Source organism: Paracoccus pantotrophus, assembly GCF_008824185.1.
GTDB classification, from domain to species: Bacteria; Pseudomonadota; Alphaproteobacteria; order Rhodobacterales; family Rhodobacteraceae; genus Paracoccus; species Paracoccus pantotrophus.
This window is the reverse complement of record NZ_CP044426.1, coordinates 939,145-956,604: the sequence shown is the minus strand read 5'-3', so window position 1 is coordinate 956,604 and position 17,460 is coordinate 939,145. Positions and strand designations below refer to the sequence as shown.

Sequence of the window (17,460 nt, the reverse complement as noted above, 5' to 3'; positions counted from 1 at the left end):
ATTGACCATCCGGCGGCGTTTCAATACGGGGAAGTTCCGAGCCAATGGAGACCCGAAAATGACCGCCCTGCGTGACGCCGCGATGAAATCCAAGGCCTGGCCCTTCGAGGAGGCCCGCCGCGTGCTGAAACGCTATGAGAAGAAGGATCCCGAAAAGGGCTATGTGCTGTTCGAGACCGGCTATGGCCCCTCGGGCCTGCCGCATATCGGCACCTTCGGCGAGGTGGCGCGCACGACCATGATCCGCCGCGCCTTCGAGATCATCTCGGACATCCCGACGCGGCTGTTCTGCTTTTCCGACGACATGGACGGCATGCGCAAGGTGCCCGACAACGTGCCCCAGCAGGAGATGCTGCGCCAGCACCTGCAAGAGCCGCTGACCACGGTGCCCGACCCGTTCGGCGAATATGACAGCTTCGGCGGGCATAACAACGCCATGCTGCGCCGGTTCCTGGACACTTTCGGCTTCGAATACGAATTCATCAGCGCGACCGAGTTCTACAAGGCGGGCCGGTTCGACGAGACGCTGCTGAAGGCGGCCGAGAAATACGACGCCATCATGGAGGTCATGCTGGCGTCCTTGCGCGAGGAACGCCAGCAGACCTATTCCTGCTTCCTGCCGATCAGCCCCAGGACCGGCAAGGTGCTTTACGTGCCGATCAAGCATGTCGATGCGAAAGCCGGCACCATCACCTTCGACGACGAGGACGGCGAGGAGCTGACCCTGCCGGTCACTGGCGGCCATGTGAAGCTGCAATGGAAGCCGGATTTCGGCGCCCGCTGGGCGGCGCTGGATGTCGATTTCGAGATGTATGGCAAGGATCACTCCACCAACACCCCGATCTATGACGGCATCTGCAAGATCCTGGGCGGGCGGCCGCCCGAGCATTTCACCTATGAGCTGTTCCTGGATCAGCACGGCCAGAAGATCAGCAAGTCCAAGGGCAATGGCCTGTCCATCGACGAGTGGCTGACCTATGCGGCGACCGAGAGCCTGAGCTATTTCATGTTCCAGAAGCCAAAGACCGCGAAGCGGATGTATTTCGACGTCATCCCCAAGGCGGTGGACGAATACCACCAGCAGCTGCGCGCCTATCCCGACCAGACGGTCGAGCAGCAGCTGGCCAACCCGGTCTGGCACATCCATGGCGGGAAGGTGCCGGAATCGGACATGGTGGTGCCGTTCCAGATGCTGCTCAACCTCGCCTCGGTGGCCGGCGCCAAGGACAAGGAGGGGCTCTGGGGCTTCATCCGCCGCTATGCGCCCGAGGCCAGCCCCGAGACCAACCCGACGCTGGACCAGGCGGCCGCATTCGCGGTGCGCTATTTCAACGATTTCGTGGCGCCGACGCGGACTTACCGCGCGCCCACCGAGGTCGAGCGGCGGGCGCTGGAGGATCTGGCCGGGCGGCTGGCGGCATGGAACCAGCCCGCCGATGCCGAGACCTTGCAGACCATGGTCTTTGCCATCGGCCGCGAACATGGCTTCGAGCCGATGAAGGACTGGTTCCAGGCGCTTTACCAGGTGCTGCTGGGTGCCGACCAGGGACCGCGCTTCGGCGGCTTCATCGCGCTTTACGGCGTGGATGAAACCCGCGCCCTGATCGAGCGGGCCCTGGCCGGCGAGCTGGCGGCAGAGCCAACCGCCTGAACCGGCGCGGGAATTTCATGTTGCGCGCGGCCTCGTTGCCGCGCGCGCATGGTTAACGACCGGTTAACGCGAGATTGCCAAATTCCTGACGGACCGCGCGGGCAACCGCCTTGCACGTTCTGGATTAGGGGAGAATTGGCATGACCATTGCGATTATCGGCAACCAGTCGTTGATGCCGCGCGCCTTCCGGCTGGGCCTGGATCAGTGGTCCCGGACGGATGGCAGGGCGGGATCACCGACCTGGGCGGGGGCGGCGAACGCGGCCATCGTGCCGGCGGACGAGGATTTCGGCAGCTGCCTGGAAATCCTCAAGCAAGAGGCGGTGACGCAGGTTCGCTACATGCAGCGCACGCCGATCAATCCCGGCAGCTATCTGCGCATCTCGGCGCGCGTCAAGGCCGTCGCGGGCAACCTGCCCCAGGTCCGCATCGCCGCCTTCGCCGGCAATGCCGCCGGCAACAACGTGGCGGGCGTGCCGCAGACCGGCCCTTCGGTCACGCTGCCGGGCTATGGGCAGGTGGTCGAGGTCTCGGCCATCGTCGGCACCGGCCGGCGCGAGGGCGTGGACATGGCCTGGGGACGCGCCGCCACCTTCGGCCATTTCGGCCTGGACCTGACCGGCGACAACAACGGCTCGATCCGCATCGAGAGCGTGATGATCGAGGACGTGACGGCGGCTTTCGTGCCGGGAATGCTGGACTGGGTCGACGTGCGCGATTTCGGCGCCATGGGCGACGGGACCACCGACGACCGCGCCGCCTTCATCGCCGCCGACCAGGCCGCGGCCGGGCGGCAGGTGCTGGTGCCCGAGGGCAGCTATCGCATCGGCTCGGACCTGAGCCTGTCTTCGCCAGTCCGATTCGTCGGCACGCTGAGCATGCCGCGCACGGCGCGGCTGGCATTGATGCGCAGCTTCGACTTTCCGACCTATGCCGCCGCCTTCGGCGACGAGACCGAGGGGATGAAGCGCGCGCTTCAGGCGCTGCTGGGCTTTACCGACCATGCGGTGCTGGACCTCTGCGGCCGCAACGTGCACCTGTCCGAGCCGATCACCATCGCCGATGCGGTGCCGGGCATGACCAGCTTTGCCAACCGCCGCGTCATCGCCAACGGCCAGGTCAGCATCTTGGCCGGCCCGGCCTGGGATACGCGGGTGGTGACATCGGCCGCGACCTATAATCCGGCACAGCCGCAGGTGCTTTCGGCGGTCGCCAATATCGCCAATATCGAGGTCGGCGCCCGCGTCAGCGGCAACGGCGTCGGGCGTGAAGTCTATGTCCTGGCCCGGAACGTCGCCGCCGGGACGCTGACGCTGTCGCTGCCGCTTTACGGCGGGGCGGGGACGCGCAGCTATAGCTTCAGCCGCTATCGCTATGCCTTCGATTTCTCGGGGATGGAGCATCTGAGCCGCTTCAACTTCGACGACATCGAATTCCTGCTGGAGGGCAATGCCAGCGGCGTGATGCTGGCCAAGACCGGCAACATGAACTGCTTCCGCGATTGCTATTTCACCCGGCCCAGGGATCGCGGCATCACCTCGATCGGCTCGGCCTGCCAGGGCATGCTGGTGGACCGCTGCGAGTTCCTGTCAAACGAGATGGGCGACCTGGCGCAGAACCGCACCACCGTCGCGCTGAACGTCAACAACAACGATGCCAAGATCCGCCACAGCCGCTTCATCCGCTTCGCGCATTTCGCGGTGATGAACGGCGGTGGCCACATGATCGAGGGCAACCATTGGTTCCAGGGCGACAATGCCCAGAACGGCGTGCGTTTCGGCGGGCTGGTGCTGACCCAGACCAATGTGCAGACGACCGTGACCGGGAACTATATCGACAATTGCTCGATCGAGTGGACGAACGAACACGACGCCTATCCGAATTTCGACGGCGGCGAGTATTCCTTTGGCGGGCTGACGATCACCGGCAACACCTTCCTGGCCTCGAACACGACGCTGGGATTCAACTGGCTGGTGGTCAAGCCCTATGGCAGTGGCCATTTCATCCATGGGCTGGCGGTGATGGGCAATGTGTTCAAGTCGCTGTTCAACAAGATCGCCCGGATCGAGAAGGTGGACACCACATTCTCCGACCTGAACTATCAGCGCATGCGCAACATCCAGTTCCAGGGCAACATGTTCAACGGCGTGAACAGCTATGTCGCCAATCCGGTCGACGTGGCGCACAACCAGGCCAGCGCCTCGAACCGCTGGCTGGTGACGGTGGACCAGGCGCTGCCCTTCAATGGCTGGGTGCGCAACGTCCAGTCGATCATTGCCACCAGCCAGATCACCAATGCCGCCAATGCCCGCGTGGCCGAGATGCCCTGGGTGCAGACCGCGCAGGGAACGACGCGGCAACAGGTGGCGCTGAACTGGGGCGCGGCGGTGCGCGGCTCGGTCAGCCTGCGGCTGCGCATGGACAACCCGGACTAGGCGCGCGCCCAGAACGCAAGCCCTTGGCCCCCGGCGGATCATTCTGCCGGGGGTTTCGGCATGTCCGGTTCCAGCAGGTCGGCAGGTCGCAGCCGGAACGCCTGGCCGAAGCCCGCGTTCAACAGGGCCGAGACCGGCTCGATCCGCCAGAAGCGGAAGTCCGGCAGGTCCAGATAGACCTTGGCCTTGGGATCGCGCGCCAGCCAGCGGGCGCGGCGCGCCTCGTCCGGCGCGACCGGCGCGGCACGGCCCAGGATCGACAGCCGCGCATGGGTCATGGCGTCGCCCTTGGCGGTCTCGGCGGCGATCAGCAGCCCGGCGCGCGGATCGGCCGCCAGCGCGCGCGTATGCGCGGCAAGCCCCGAAAGCAGCGCGAGCGGCGCGCCATCCGCATCGGTTTGCAGCGCAATGCGCGTGACCAGCGGCCCGCCCGTTTCGGGGTCGAGCGTGCCCAGGCTGGCATGGCGCGCACACCCCAGCAATTGCCGGGCAAGGGCGCGGGCCTCGTCGGTGGTTTCTCGAATCGGGTCGATCTTCATGGCGGCATGCTGCGCCGGCCGCGGCCCGCCAGGCAACCGCAACCTGCAAGGCAATGCGGCGTTTTGGCGGCGCTTTCCGGCTTTCGCAGCGCCCGGCCTTGTGAAACAACGGCGTCATGAGCAAGCACCCGCGCATCACTCTGGTCACCGGCGGCGCCCGCTCGGGCAAGTCCGCCCTGGCCGAAAGCCTTGCCGCCGCGCATGAGGGCACGCGCATCTACATCGCCACGGCCGAGGCCTGGGACGACGAGATGACGCAGCGCATCGGCCTGCATCGCGACCGGCGCGGCAGCGGCTGGCAGACGGTCGAGGAGCCGCGCGACCTGGCCGGCGCGCTGGCGCGAACGGACGGGCAGGGGGTGCGGCTGGTCGATTGCCTGACGCTGTGGCTGTCCAATCTCATGGCCGAGGGCCAGCCCGACCCGCATATCCGCGCCCTGTGCCGGGCGCTGGACGCCCAGCAGGACCCGGTGGTGCTGGTGACGAACGAGCTGGGGCTGGGCATCGTGCCCGAAAACGCGCTTGCCCGCCGCTTCCGCGACGAGCATGGCTGGATGAACCAGGCCGTGGTCGCGATCGCCGACGAGGTCTGGATGGCCGTCAGCGGCCTGCCGCTGCGCCTTAAACCGCAAAGAGGGACATCGTGAAAGAGTTCGACCAAACCGCCGCCCAAGCTGCCCGCGACCGCCAGGACCAGCTGACCAAGCCCCCCGGCTCTCTGGGCCGGCTCGAGGAGTTGGCGGTGTTCATGGCCGGCTGGCAGGGGCGCGAGCGGCCAAAGATCGAGCGCGCGCAGGCGTTGGTCTTTGCCGGCAATCACGGCGTCACCCGGCAGGGCGTGAACCCGTTCCCGGTCGAAGTCACCGCCCAGATGGTCGAGAATTTCCGTCAGGGCGGCGCGGCGATCAACCAGCTGTGCCGGCTGGCCGGCGCCGGGTTGCAGGTGATCGCGCTGGACCTGGACCGGCCGACCGGGGATTTCACCGAAGGCATGGCGATGGAGGTCGACGAGTTGGTCGCCGCCATCCAGACCGGCAAGAACGCCGTCGACCCCGAGGCCGACGTGATCCTGCTGGGCGAGATGGGGATCGGCAATTCCACAGTCGCGGCGGCGCTGGCGGCGGCGACCTTCGGCGGCAGCGCCGAGGATTGGGTCGGGCGCGGCACCGGCGCTGATGACGAGGTTCTGGCCAACAAGCTGCGTGCCGTCGAGGCCGGGCTCAGGCGCCACAAGGGCGCGGCGACGGCGGCCTCGATCCTGGGCAGCTATGGCGGGCGCGAGCAGGCGGCGATTTGCGGCGCGGTGATCCGCGCGCGCGAGTTGGGGATCCCGGTGATCCTGGACGGCTTCATCTGCTCGGCGGCGGCGGGCGTGCTTCTGGTCAACGACCGCAATGCGCTGGACCATTGCCTGATCGGCCATGAAAGCGCCGAACCGGGCCATCGCCGGCTGATCGCGGTGATGCAGAAAAAGCCGGTGGTGACGCTGGACATGCGCCTGGGCGAGGGCACGGGCGCGGCGGTGGCGTTGATGATCCTGCGCGCGGCGCTGGAATGCCACAACGGCATGGCCACTTTTGCCGAGGCCGGGATTGGCTAGGCTGCTGGCCGAGGCGGCGCTGGCACTGGTCTGGCTGACCCGGCTGCCGGTGGGGCGGCTTCTGCCCGCCTCGCCGCCGACGCTGGCGCGGGCCGCCTGGGCCTTTCCGCTGGTGGGGCTGGCGGTCGGGCTGGTCGGTGCCGCCGTGCTGGGGCTGGCGTCCTTCGCCGGGCTGCCGGGGATGGTCGCGGCGCTGCTGGCGGTCGGCGCCATGATCCTGGCCACCGGCGGGCTGCACGAGGACGGGCTGGCCGATTGCGCCGATGGCAGCGGCGGTGCGACCCGCGAGCGGCGGCTGGAGATCATGCGCGATTCCCGCATCGGCAGCTATGGCGTGCTGGCGCTGGTCCTGGTCACGGGGCTGCGGGTGGCGGCGATTGCGGCGCTGCTGGGCGATCCCTGGCTGGCGGCGACGGCCCTGGCCGGGCTGGCGGCGGCCTCGCGCGCGGGAATGGCGCTTGGGCTGGGGCTGATGCCGCCCGCGCGGCGCGACGGGCTGGGCCATGCGGCCGGGCGGCCGACGCGCGGCGCGATGCTCGCCGCCCTGGTGCTGGGGGCCGCCGCGTTGCTGCCGCCGGCGCTTTGCCTGCCGCATCCGGCGGCGGGCTGGCTGGTGCCAGCCGCGGCGGTGGCGGCGGCGCAGTTCTGGCTGGCGCGCCGGGCCATGCGGGCGCTTGGCGGGCAGACCGGAGACGTGCTGGGGGCCATGCAGCAGGCGGGCGAGGCGGCCGGGCTGGTGGCCATGACCGCCCTGGCCTAAGCGCCGTTACGTCGCGTCGCCTTTTTCTTGACGGGTTTTCGCACTTCACTCATACCAAACGGCTACATGAAAGGTCGGGATTATCCGCCGCCCGCCACGGCAAGAGGCGGCCATAGTTTTGGGGGAGGTTTTTCATATGGGTGCCCTGCTGGGGCTTTCTCGCGGCATCGACCGCGTCAATTCGGCCATCGGCCGCAGCGCAAGCTGGCTGATCCTGGTCGCCGTGCTGGTCAGCGCCGGGAATGCAGTCATCCGCAAGGTGCTGAACACCTCGTCCAATGCCTGGCTGGAGTTGCAATGGTATCTCTATGGCGCCGCCTTCCTGGGCGCCGCGGCCTATACGCTGAAGGAGAACGAGCATATCCGCATCGACATCATCTACGGCCTCTGGCGGCGGCGCCGGCAGCACTGGATTGACCTGATCGGGCATGTGTTCTTCCTGATGCCCTTCGTCACGCTGATGATCTGGTATCTCTACCCCTGGGCGATGCGCTCCTATTACCGGGGCGAGGTCTCGACCAATGCCGGGGGGCTGGTGCTGTGGCCGGCCAAGATGCTGTTGCTGGCCGGCTTCATCATGCTGTTCTTCCAGGGCATTTCCGAGATCATCAAGAAGATCGCCGTCATGCGCGGCCTGATCGAGGATCCCACCCCCTTCGTCTCGGCCCATGAGGCCGCCGCCATGGAGGGCGACATCATGGTGCGCGAGATGCAGGCGGCGATCGAGGACGAGAAACCGGGCGAGGAGACTCGCAAATGATGGTCTTCATCGCGCAGAACATGGCGCCGATCATGTTTGCCTCGCTGGTGATCTTCCTGCTCTTCGGCTATCCGGTGGCCTTCGCGCTGGCGGCGAACGGGCTGTTGTTCTTCGTCATCGGCGTCGAACTGGCGCCGCTGTCGGGCGGCAACATCAACCTCAGCTGGCCCTTGCTGAACGCCATGCCCGAGCGGTTATGGGGGGTGATGTCGAACGAGACATTGCTGGCCATCCCCTTCTTCACCTTCATGGGCATCGTGCTGGAGAAATCCGGCATGGCCGAGGATCTGCTGGACACGGTGGGCCAGCTTTTCGGCCCGATCCGCGGCGGCCTGGCCTATGCGGTGATCATCGTCGGCGCGCTCCTGGCGGCGACGACCGGCGTGGTCGCGGCCTCGGTCATCGCCATGGGGCTGATCTCGCTGCCGATCATGCTGCGCTATGGCTATGACCGGCGCATCGCCTCGGGCACCATCGCCGCTTCGGGGACGCTGGCGCAGATCATCCCGCCCTCGCTGGTGCTGATCGTGCTGGCCGACCAGCTCGGCCGGTCGGTGGGCGACATGTACAAGGGCGCGCTGATCCCCGGCCTGGTGCTGACCGGGATCTACCTGTCCTACATCTTCGTGATGTCGCTGATCCGCCCGAGCAGCCTGCCGGCCCTGCCGAAAGAGGCGCGGACGCTGGGCTCGGGCGTGACCTCGCTTTTCGTGGCGCTGGCACTGACCGTCGGCGGGGCCTGGCTGGCCTTCCGCTGGCTCTACCCGACGCATGGGCGCGATGCCGACATCCTGGCGCCGGCGCTGGCAGTGATCGTGATCTATGTGCTGGCGCTGCTGGACCGGGCGCTGAGGATCAACCTGATGTCGCGGCTGGCGCAGCAGGTCATCATCGTGCTGATCCCGCCGCTGGCGCTGATCTTCCTGGTGCTGGGCACGATCTTCCTGGGCATCGCCACGCCGACCGAGGGCGGGGCCATGGGCGCGGTCGGCGCGCTGCTGCTGGCAGGGGTCAAGAACCGGCTCAGCTATGACGTGATCCGCCAGGCGCTGCTGGCGACCACGCGGCTGTCGGCCTTTGTCATGTTCATCCTGATCGGGGCGCGGGTGTTCTCGCTGACCTTCTACGGCGTGAACGGGCATATCTGGGTCGAACATCTGCTGACCTCGCTGCCCGGCGGCGAATACGGCTTCCTGATCGCGGTGTCGGTGCTGGTCTTTTTGCTGGCCTTCTTCCTCGACTTCTTCGAGCTCGCGTTCATCATCGTGCCGCTGCTGGCCCCGGCGGCGCAGGCGATGGGCATCGACCTGATCTGGTTCGGCGTACTGCTGGGGGTGAACATGCAGACCAGCTTCATGCACCCGCCCTTCGGCTTCTCGCTGTTCTTCCTGCGCTCGGTGGCGCCGAAATCGCCCTATCGCGACAAGGTCACCGGGCAGATGATGCAGCCGGTGACCACCGGGCAGATCTATTGGGGCGCGGTGCCCTATGTCTGCATCCAGCTGGTCATGGTCGCCGTCGTCATGGCCTTCCCCGGGCTGGTCATGCATTACAAGGGCGCGGTGGTCGACACTTCGAATGTCCGCATCGAGATCCCCTCGGGCGGCGGCGGGCTTGGGGGCCTGGGCGGGCTTGGCGGTCTGGGCGATCCCTTCGGCCAGCCGGCCGCGCCCGGAGGCCCTGCGCCGGGCGGCATTCCCGCCCCGGGCGGGCTAGACAGTCCGCCGGATTTCGGCACGCCCGCAACCCCGGCTCCGGCTACGCCCGCCCCGGCGGATGGCGCCACGGCGCCAGCCCCCGCCGCGCCCGACCTGGGTGGGCTGGGCGGCCTTTCCGGTCCGCCGCCGGGTCTGACGGCCCCGCAGCAACCGGCAGGAAACTGACAGGGGAAAGGCGGCCTTGGGGCCGCCTTTTTCCTTTGTCGCTGCCTGAAACGAAAAGGGCCGCCGCGATTTCTCGCGGCGGCCCGATTGCAACCCGGCACCGGTTCAGAGCGTGCCGTTGCGCTGCTGGATCATCATGAAGGTGTCATAGGTATATTCGGACGTCTGGTTGTAGAGATACCACTCGCCCCGCGCCACCTTGATCGAATCCCAGATCTTCTTGAAGGGCGCGTTCGAGGCCTCCAGCTCGGCATAGACCTCGTTCGCGGCCTTGTAGCAGGCATCCAGGATCTCGGCGCTGAACGGGCGCAGCTGCGCACCCGAGGCCACCAGTTCCTTCAGCGCCGTGGGGTTCAGGTGGTCGTATTTCTGCAGCATGTCGGCATCGACCGCCCGGCAGGCGGTATGCAGCAGCGACTTGTAGTTCTCGGGCAGCGATTCGTATTTCTCCTTGGCAAAGAAGAAATGCACCGTCGGGCCGCCTTCCCACCAGCCGGGGTAATAGTAATAGGGCGCCACCTTGAAGAAGCCCAGCTTCAGGTCGTCATAGGGGCCGACCCATTCCGAGGCGTCGATGGTGCCCTTTTCCAGCGCCGGATAGATGTCGCCGCCGGCGATCTGCTGCGGCACGGCGCCCAGGCGCTCCAGCACCCGGCCGGCAAAGCCGCCGACGCGGATCTTCAGGCCCTGAAGATCGCTCACGGCGTTGATTTCCTTGCGGAACCAGCCGCCCATCTGCACGCCGGTATTGCCGCCCGGCAGGCCGAAAATATTATGGTTGGCCAGGAACTCGTTGTAAAGATCGATGCCGCCGCCGTGATACTGCCAGGCGTTCATGGCGCGGGCCGACAGGGCGAAGGGCACGGCCGAACCCAGCGCAAAGGTCGGATCCTTGCCCCAGCTGTAATAGCCGACGGTGTGGCAGGCCTCGACCGTGCCGTCGGTGACGGCGTCCTGGGCCTGCAGGCCGGGCACGATCTCGCCGCCGGCAAAGACCTGGAGCTGGAACTTGCCGCCCGTGGCCTCGGACAGGTATCTCGACAGCACCTCGGCCCCGCCATAGATCGTGTCCAGCGACTTGGGGAAGGCCGAGGTCAGGCGCCATTTCACCTCGGGCATCTCCTGCGCGATGGCGGGCGCGGCAAGCGCAGCCCCGGCCGCTGCAGTCGCGCCGCCAACCGTGGCGCGGGTCAGAAAGGCGCGCCGGCCGAACTGGTTGGTTGTCTTCATGGGTTCCTCCGCGTTGATCGGCCCTCTCCTGGCGGCCGATATCGCGGCGAATGTTGCATGCGACCGAACAGCCTGTCGAGACGCCAGTGCCGGGTTTTTGCCGCTTCTGCACCGCGCTTGCGCAATTGCCGCAGCGTCAGGCCGGCGGGTGCGTGGCATCGCCGATCTTGTGGGACGTTCAACGCACTACCCAAGCGGTTTGGGCTTGCCTATACTGGCAGGGGTCCGGGGCTTTGGGGGAACAAGGGATGCGCTGTCCTTTCTGTGGAAATGTCGATACGCAGGTCAAGGATTCGCGTCCGGCCGAAGACAATGTGGCGATCCGCCGGCGCCGCTTCTGCCCGGCCTGCGGCGGCCGCTTCACCACCTATGAGCGGGTGCAGCTGCGCGATCTGGTCGTGGTCAAGTCCAACGGCAGGCGCGAGGATTTCGACCGCGCCAAGCTGGAACGCTCGATCCGCATCGCCATGCAGAAGCGCCCGATCGAACCCGAGCGCATCGACCAGATGATCTCGGGCATCGTGCGCCGGCTGGAAAGCATGGGCGACACCGACATCCCCTCGAAGGTCATCGGCGAGATCGTGATGGAGACGCTGGCCCGGATCGACACGGTTTCCTATGTGCGCTTTGCCAGCGTCTACAAGAACTTCCAGGCGGCGGACGATTTCGACAAGTTCGTCTCGGAACTGCGCCCGCAAACGGCCGAGGAGTGATCGACCGGCGCCACATGCGGCACGCGCTGGCCTTGGCCCGGCGCGGCCTGGGCAATGTCTGGCCCAACCCGGCCGTGGGCTGCGTGCTGGTGCGGGGCGGCGTGGTGGTCGGGCGCGGCTGGACCCAGCCCGGCGGGCGTCCGCATGCCGAGGCAATGGCGCTGGCCCAGGCCGGCGAGGCGGCGCAAGGCGCCACTGCCTATGTCACGCTGGAGCCCTGTGCCCATCACGGCAAGACCCCGCCCTGCGCCGAGGCGCTGCTGCGTTCGGGTGTCGCCCGCGTCGTCACCGCGCTGACCGATCCCGACCCGCGCGTGGCCGGCCGCGGCCATGCCATCCTGCGCGCCGCCGGGATCGAGGTGAGCGAAGGGGTCTGCGAGGCCGAGGCGCGCGCGGTGCAGCAGGGCTTCCTGAGCCGCATCCAGCGCGGCCGGCCGATGCTGACGCTGAAGCTCGCCGCCAGTTTCGACGGCCGCATCGCCACCGCAGCGGGCGAAAGCCAATGGATCACCGGGGCAGAGGCCCGCCGCCATGTCCACGCCCTGCGCCTGGCCCATGACGCGGTGATGGTCGGCGGCGAGACGGCGCGCGCCGATCGGCCGGGGCTGAACGTGCGCGGCTTCGGCCCGGTGCGGCAGCCGGTGCGGATCGTGCTCTCGTCGCGCCCCTTGCCCGATCTGCCGGCCGAGGGGCTGCGGCATGGCCCGCTCTGGCAACTCGCCGGCCGGCCCGAGGATGTCATGGCCGAACTCGGCGCCCGCGGCCTGACCCGCGTGCTGTGCGAAGGCGGCGGGGTGCTGGCGGCCGCCTTGCTGCGCGCGGGGCTGGTGGACCAGCTGATCGGCTACAGCGCCGGGCTGGTGCTGGGCGGCGACGGCCGCGCCGGCATCGGCGTGCTGGGGCTGGAGCGCCTGGCCGACGCGCCGCGCTTCCGGCTGGCCGAGACGCGCCGGATCGGGCTCGATGTCATGCATCGCTGGCTGCGCGATGAAGCGGTGGGCTGTTGATCAATTGATCACGGCCTAGCGCCGCCAGATCCAGGCATGGCCGGCCAGCACGCCCTGCGCCTTGGCAAGCAGCCGCAGCGTCGGGCCGCCTGCACCGAATGCCGGGTCGCGCAGCCGGTCCAGCGCCACCTCGGGCGGGCAGGGCAGGCGGCTGACCGGGTCGTAATAGCGCGGATAGGCGATCAGCGCGGCATGGGCCAGCCTGGCCAGATCGGCCCGCACCTGCCGGCGCGCCGGCACCGGCCCCAGGTCGCGGGTCAGCCCCCAGCCGGCATAGAAGGGCGCGCCCAAGGTGGTGACGGGCAGGCCGCGCAGAAGCGCCTCGAACCCCAGGGTCGAGGTCATGGTCCAGACCTCGTCGACCTGGCCCATCAGCGCGTCGGCGGCGCTGTTGCGGGCGACGACATCGGCCAGCCGGCGCAATTCGGCCTCGGGGACCAGGCCGGGACGCAGCCCGGCCTCGACATCGGGATGCGGCTTGTAGACCAGCACCGCGTTGGGATTCTCGGCCCGGGTGCGTTCCAGCAGGGCCAGGTTGCTGCGCTCGCGCCCCGCGCCCAGGCGGATCGAGGCATCGTCCTCGACCTGGCCCGGCACCAGGATGCGGCGGCCGGGCGGCAGGTCGGGCGGCTCGCCGGACAGGTTGTATTTGGTGATCCCGGCCTCGACCAGCAGCCGGGCCAGGTGCAGCGCCCGCTCGCCCCCGCCAGGGGGGCAGGGGCTCGGCCATCAGCCGCTCGAACCGGCTTTCGCGGCCGGGGTCGTAATAGATGCCCAGGTCGTCGGCGACCAGCGACAGCGGCGGGACCAGCGCCGCCCCCAGCCCGCGCGAGCGCAGGAAGCCGTCCTCGATGCGCAGCGCGCCGGGCACCTGGTCAGCCCGCCCCGCCCAGGCCATCGTCACCCCCGGCCCCGGTTTGGCGGCAAAGCGCACCCCACGGCCGCTGCCAAAGAACCGTGCCATGAAGGGCCGTTTCCACAGCCGGATGCCATGGGCCAGGTGTCCGGCATGGTCCTGGCGCCAGGCGCGGGCCTCGGCCTCGATCTGCGCCAGCGCGCCCTCGAAATCCGTCAGCCGGTCCCGGCAGGGATCATACCAGACCGGGGCAAGCAGGTGGCTGGCGGCAAAAAGCTGCTCGATGCTGGCGGGGCGGCGGCGCGGAATCGGGTGCTGGTCATCCGTCAGGCCCCAGCCGGCATAGAAGGGGCGGCCGAAGATGCGCGGCCGGTGGCCGGCCAGCATCGCCTCGTAGCCCAGCTGCGAGGAATAGGCATAGACCCGCGCCGCGCCCCGAAGCAGCGCCCAGGGCGAGACGGCGCTGTCGCAAAGGATCTCGCCGGGGCGCAGGTCGGCGGGGCTGAAATGGCCGGGACGCAGGCCGCGCGCGGTCTCGGGGTGGCTGCGAACCACCAGCGGCAGGCCGGGATTCTCGTCGCGCGCGGCCTCCAGCATGGCCCGGAAATCCGCCTGGCCGGCCCCGCGCAGCGAGGCGTCGCCGCGGGTCTGGTCGATGACCAGCGCGTAGCCGCCGGCGGGCGGTGCGACCTGGGGCAGATGCGCGTTGTATTTCGACAGGTCGGCGGCGATGAGCCGCGCGATTCCCTGTCGCGCGCGGTCCAGTTGCGCCTGTGTGGCGGGCGCATGCACCAGGGTTTCGATCAGCGAAGGGGTATCGGGGTCGAAATGCAGTCCCGAGGGGTCGATCAGCAACCCGATGGGCCCGCGCCCCGCCACCGGGCCGCGCGCCCGCCCCGGCAGGACCGAGCGCAGGAAGGCATCCTCGATCCGCACCAGCCGGGCGCCGCGGCGGGCGGCCAGGGCCTTGCCGCGCCAGGCAGTCGGGCTGTCGCCCCAGATGCCGACATGATCGCCGGGGCCGGGCAGGCCGATGCGCAGCGACCAGCCGGCCAGCTGCAGGATGCGGCGCAGGCGCGGCCGGGTTAGGAAACCGCCGTTGCATATGAAAAGCCGCCGGGAATCCCCGGCGGCATGGTCATTCTGCTCCACGCCCTTACTCGAAGGCGCTGTCCACCGCGCTGACCTCGGTGGCGGTGCCCAGGATCGACTGCAGCGTCTTGCGCCATTGCACGAAGGGCGCCTCGGTCACATAGACGGTGTCGCCGTCGCGGATGACGAAATCGCGTGCCAGGAACATGCCGTCGGGCTTGGTCAGGTCCAGCACATAGGCGACGCGCTGGCTGCCCTGGATGTCGCCGCGGCCCAGCACGGCGCGGGCCACCGCCGGCGGCTCATCGCGCAGCACGAAGACGCCCTTTGGATCGGCCAGCGAGGTGCTGAGCCCGCCGACCATCGCCACCGCCTCGATGGCGTTGATCTGTTCATTGCCCAGCGGCACCTTGGTCTGGCCGCCAAGCGCGCCGAGCGCGGTGAAGCTGCGCTCGTCCTCCTCGACCAGGATCACGTCGCCGGGGCGCAGCGCGATGTCGTTGCGAGCGTTGGAATACAGGTCGCGCAGCCAGACCTTGCCGCTAGAATTGCCGCGCTTGACCGTGACCACGGCGATCTCGGGCTCGATCGAGACCCCGCCCGAGCGCGACAGCATGGCCGAAAGCGTGCGGGTCGGGCGCTCGATCGGATAGACGCCCTGCGCCGTGACCTTGCCCATGACCGAGACGGTGGCGCCGTCGCCGGCGACGCGCGTGACCATGACCTGCGGATCGGGGGTCTGGGTTTCCAGCTTCTGGGTGATGATGCGGCGCAGCTGCTCGGGGCTGTTGCCGGCGGCCAGCACCCGGCCGGCATAGGGCACGAAGATATAGCCCTCGCTGTCCACCTGCAATTCGGTCAGCTGGGTCGAGCTTGTCCCCATCGAGGCCAGCAGCCCGTCATCGACGTTTTCCCAGATCGACAGCCCCAGCACGTCGCCGGGCCGGATGTCGTCGGCGGCGACCGTGCCGGCATTGCGGAAATCGGCCGAGAAGCCATAGGCGGGGGTATAGTTCGCCGCCCGGTTCACCCGGTCGTCGACATGCACGATATGCGTGCTGCCGCCCTTTTCCACCGCGCCGGACATGATCTGGCCCTTTGTCGGGCCCGAGCGCGGCAGGCCGCAAGCCGAGACGAGAAGCATCCCCCCCAGGATAGCCGCCCGTGCCAGGCGCGAGCCAAGGTTGCGGCGCATGCGGACCGGCGCCGCGCCGGACCGAAGAGGCGAAAAAATGGCTTGCGTCAAACTGTTGCTCCTGTCCTCTCGTGCGATTCCCGGATCGCAGGTCGTATTTTGCCGCACGTTAACCCAGCAACCGGGGGTTTTCCATATTTTTACCCGGCTCAATCGTCCTTGCCGTCCATCTGTTGCCGATATTTGCCGCGCCCGGCGAAAAGCGCCTGATAGGGATCCTCGGGCGCCAGGATCATGTCCACCACGATGCGCAGCGCGTGGGCGCGGGACCGCGCGGCGTAAAAGCCGCCCGGAACCTGGCTGCTTTCCAACAGGAAGTCGCGATAGCGGCGATAGGCCAGCGCATGGGGTGGGCGCGGATCGTACAGGAATTCGTCGAGGCTCTGGTCCGAAACCAGGCCGGGCTTGTCAAAGACCGCATTGCCCATGGCCTTGACCGGCAACCCGCGCCACAGCGCCTGCTGCGCGGCGGTGGAGTTCACCGTCACCGCCGCATGGGCCTGGTTCAGAAGCCGCGCCAGCTTGCCGCCGCGCACGAAATGGACCCGGTCCTCGATCCCCAGGTCGCGGGCCCTGGTCAGGATGGCGTGGCGGATGCCGCCGCGCCCGTCCTCCAGTGGATGCGCCTTGAAGACGATGCGGTGATGGCGCGGCGCCGAACGGGCGAAGGCGGTCAGCACCTCGTCGGTGAATTCGGACATGCGGCGATAGGGGGAATGGGCGACGAAGTTGGAATCATGTTCCAGCTGCATCAGCACCAGCACATAGGGAAAGCCGCCGCGCCGCACCGCGCCCGCCTCGCGCATGCGGGCCAGGGCATGAAAGGGCGTCAGCAGGAAGCGGCGCAGGTTCAGCCGGAACTCCTGGAACACGCCGATCTGGCGGTGGGTGCGGTAGCCGGGATAGCGGCGGTTCGCCACCAGCACCAGGAAATGATAGAGCGCGCCATAGAACTTGTGCTGGCGCATGTCGCCCCAGCGCGCCGGCGGTCGGTGCATCTCGGCCACGCGGTTGCGCAGCGCGTTGCGCATCTCGCGCAGGGGGATGCGCATCAGCGCGGAATGCCCGTTCGAGCCGCCGCGCTCATAGGTGATCCAGAAAGGGCGCAGATAGCCTTCCTCGAAGACATGCAGCACCAGGTCGTGGCGCCGCGCCGCCTCGCGCGCGGCGCCATGGACCGGGCGGACGTCGCCGTAAAGCACGATGTCGGTCACGCCTTTTTCGGTGATGATGCGGTCCAGGTGGTCGGGCCAGTCCTCGGGCCCGCTGCCGTGGCGGATGAACCGGGGCGCGTCGGACCAGAAGAATTCGTCGCCGGCGTTGAAGCCGACGCGCCAGACCTGGGCGCCGGCATCGCGCAACAGCCGGCCGACGCGGTCGAAGAACGGGCCGTGCGGCCCCTGCAACATCAGGAAGACGCGCTTGCCGGCGGGCAAGGCGGCGGTCGCCGCCACCGGGACCAGCTTGCGCTGCTGCTGCGGCGGCGGATCGGGCGGGGCAAGCGGGCGCGGGGAAGCCGCGGGCGCCGGGGCGGCGCGCAGATCGCGGAAATGGCGAGGGGCGGTCATGGAATTCAGCATATGAGCCTGGTGTTGTTTTTTTCAGGAATTCGGGCTTTTCGCTGCAGGCGGGGCCCAGCCACCGAGGTCATATGCCCCCTGATTGCACCAAAATCCCGCCGCTGTCACGGCCTTTCCTGATTTTGCTTAACCGACGTGGCGCCGCGGCTGCGGCTTTGC

The 17,460-nt window shown here is 68.3% G+C and carries 13 protein-coding genes and 1 pseudogene; 9 read left to right on the top strand and 5 right to left on the bottom strand.

The genetic code is table 11. The annotated features are described in order from the left end of the window. Positions 1-58 precede the first annotated feature (58 nt). Both ESD82_RS15175 and ESD82_RS15170 read left to right on the top strand, forming a co-directional pair. Positions 59-1,651 carry a lysine--tRNA ligase gene (locus ESD82_RS15175; RefSeq protein WP_024844513.1) on the top strand — a complete coding sequence of 531 codons (1,593 nt, stop codon included), beginning with the start codon at positions 59-61 and terminating at the stop codon, positions 1,649-1,651. Positions 1,652-1,791: 140 nt separating this feature from the next. Further along, entirely contained in the window at positions 1,792-4,086 is a 2,295-nt protein-coding gene (locus tag ESD82_RS15170) for a glycosyl hydrolase family 28-related protein (RefSeq protein WP_074990638.1), read from the top strand. Positions 4,087-4,124: 38 nt separating this feature from the next. On the opposite strand, the gene ESD82_RS15165 is transcribed toward ESD82_RS15170, so the two are convergent. Next, a complete protein-coding gene (locus tag ESD82_RS15165; RefSeq protein WP_024844515.1) occupies positions 4,125-4,625 on the bottom strand; it encodes a HugZ family pyridoxamine 5'-phosphate oxidase in 501 nt (166 codons plus the stop codon). Between the two features lie 116 nt (positions 4,626-4,741). Here ESD82_RS15165 and cobU point away from each other — a divergent pair, with 116 nt between their 5' ends. The 5 genes from cobU (at position 4,742) to ESD82_RS15140 (ending at position 9,628) form a co-directional block, all read left to right on the top strand. Continuing rightward, a complete protein-coding gene (gene cobU, locus ESD82_RS15160) occupies positions 4,742-5,272 on the top strand; it encodes a bifunctional adenosylcobinamide kinase/adenosylcobinamide-phosphate guanylyltransferase (protein ID WP_147427992.1) in 531 nt (176 codons plus the stop codon). Then, the gene (gene cobT / locus ESD82_RS15155; RefSeq protein WP_074990641.1) at positions 5,269-6,225 is read left to right on the top strand and encodes a nicotinate-nucleotide--dimethylbenzimidazole phosphoribosyltransferase; all 957 of its coding nucleotides are present in this window, start codon (positions 5,269-5,271) and stop codon (positions 6,223-6,225) included. Before cobU ends, cobT begins: the two co-directional genes overlap by 4 nt. Further along, positions 6,218-6,985: an adenosylcobinamide-GDP ribazoletransferase gene (gene cobS / locus ESD82_RS15150; protein WP_024844518.1), complete on the top strand. Its 768-nt coding sequence runs from the start codon at positions 6,218-6,220 to the stop codon at positions 6,983-6,985. The genes cobT and cobS overlap by 8 nt, the downstream gene beginning before the upstream one ends. Before the next feature lie 136 nt (positions 6,986-7,121). After that, positions 7,122-7,745: a TRAP transporter small permease subunit gene (locus ESD82_RS15145; protein ID WP_024844519.1), complete on the top strand. Its 624-nt coding sequence runs from the start codon at positions 7,122-7,124 to the stop codon at positions 7,743-7,745. Further along, positions 7,742-9,628, top strand: a complete 1,887-nt coding sequence (locus ESD82_RS15140; protein WP_147427993.1) for a TRAP transporter large permease — start codon at positions 7,742-7,744, stop codon at positions 9,626-9,628. Before ESD82_RS15145 ends, ESD82_RS15140 begins: the two co-directional genes overlap by 4 nt. A 105-nt stretch (positions 9,629-9,733) precedes the next feature. Here ESD82_RS15140 and ESD82_RS15135 read toward each other — a convergent pair whose 3' ends face one another. Continuing rightward, positions 9,734-10,858, bottom strand: a complete 1,125-nt coding sequence (locus ESD82_RS15135; RefSeq protein WP_147427994.1) for a TRAP transporter substrate-binding protein — start codon at positions 10,856-10,858, stop codon at positions 9,734-9,736. A 248-nt stretch (positions 10,859-11,106) separates the two neighbouring features. Between ESD82_RS15135 and nrdR the strand changes: the two genes are divergently transcribed. After that, entirely contained in the window at positions 11,107-11,571 is a 465-nt protein-coding gene (gene nrdR / locus ESD82_RS15130; RefSeq protein WP_024844522.1) for a transcriptional regulator NrdR, read from the top strand. A gap of 14 nt (positions 11,572-11,585) precedes the next feature. Next, positions 11,586-12,578: a bifunctional diaminohydroxyphosphoribosylaminopyrimidine deaminase/5-amino-6-(5-phosphoribosylamino)uracil reductase RibD gene (gene ribD, locus ESD82_RS15125; RefSeq protein ID WP_147428309.1), complete on the top strand. Its 993-nt coding sequence runs from the start codon at positions 11,586-11,588 to the stop codon at positions 12,576-12,578. A gap of 15 nt (positions 12,579-12,593) precedes the next feature. Here ribD and ESD82_RS15120 read toward each other — a convergent pair. From ESD82_RS15120 to ESD82_RS15110, 3 genes and pseudogenes are all read right to left on the bottom strand, one after another. After that, positions 12,594-14,586: pseudogene (locus ESD82_RS15120) on the bottom strand (capsular polysaccharide biosynthesis protein). A gap of 4 nt (positions 14,587-14,590) precedes the next feature. After that, entirely contained in the window at positions 14,591-15,721 is a 1,131-nt protein-coding gene (locus tag ESD82_RS15115) for a polysaccharide biosynthesis/export family protein (protein WP_177209328.1), read from the bottom strand. 149 nt (positions 15,722-15,870) lie between these two features. Further along, positions 15,871-17,289 carry a capsule biosynthesis protein gene (locus ESD82_RS15110; RefSeq protein WP_407672830.1) on the bottom strand — a complete coding sequence of 473 codons (1,419 nt, stop codon included), beginning with the start codon at positions 17,287-17,289 and terminating at the stop codon, positions 15,871-15,873. Positions 17,290-17,460: the final 171 nt, after the last annotated feature.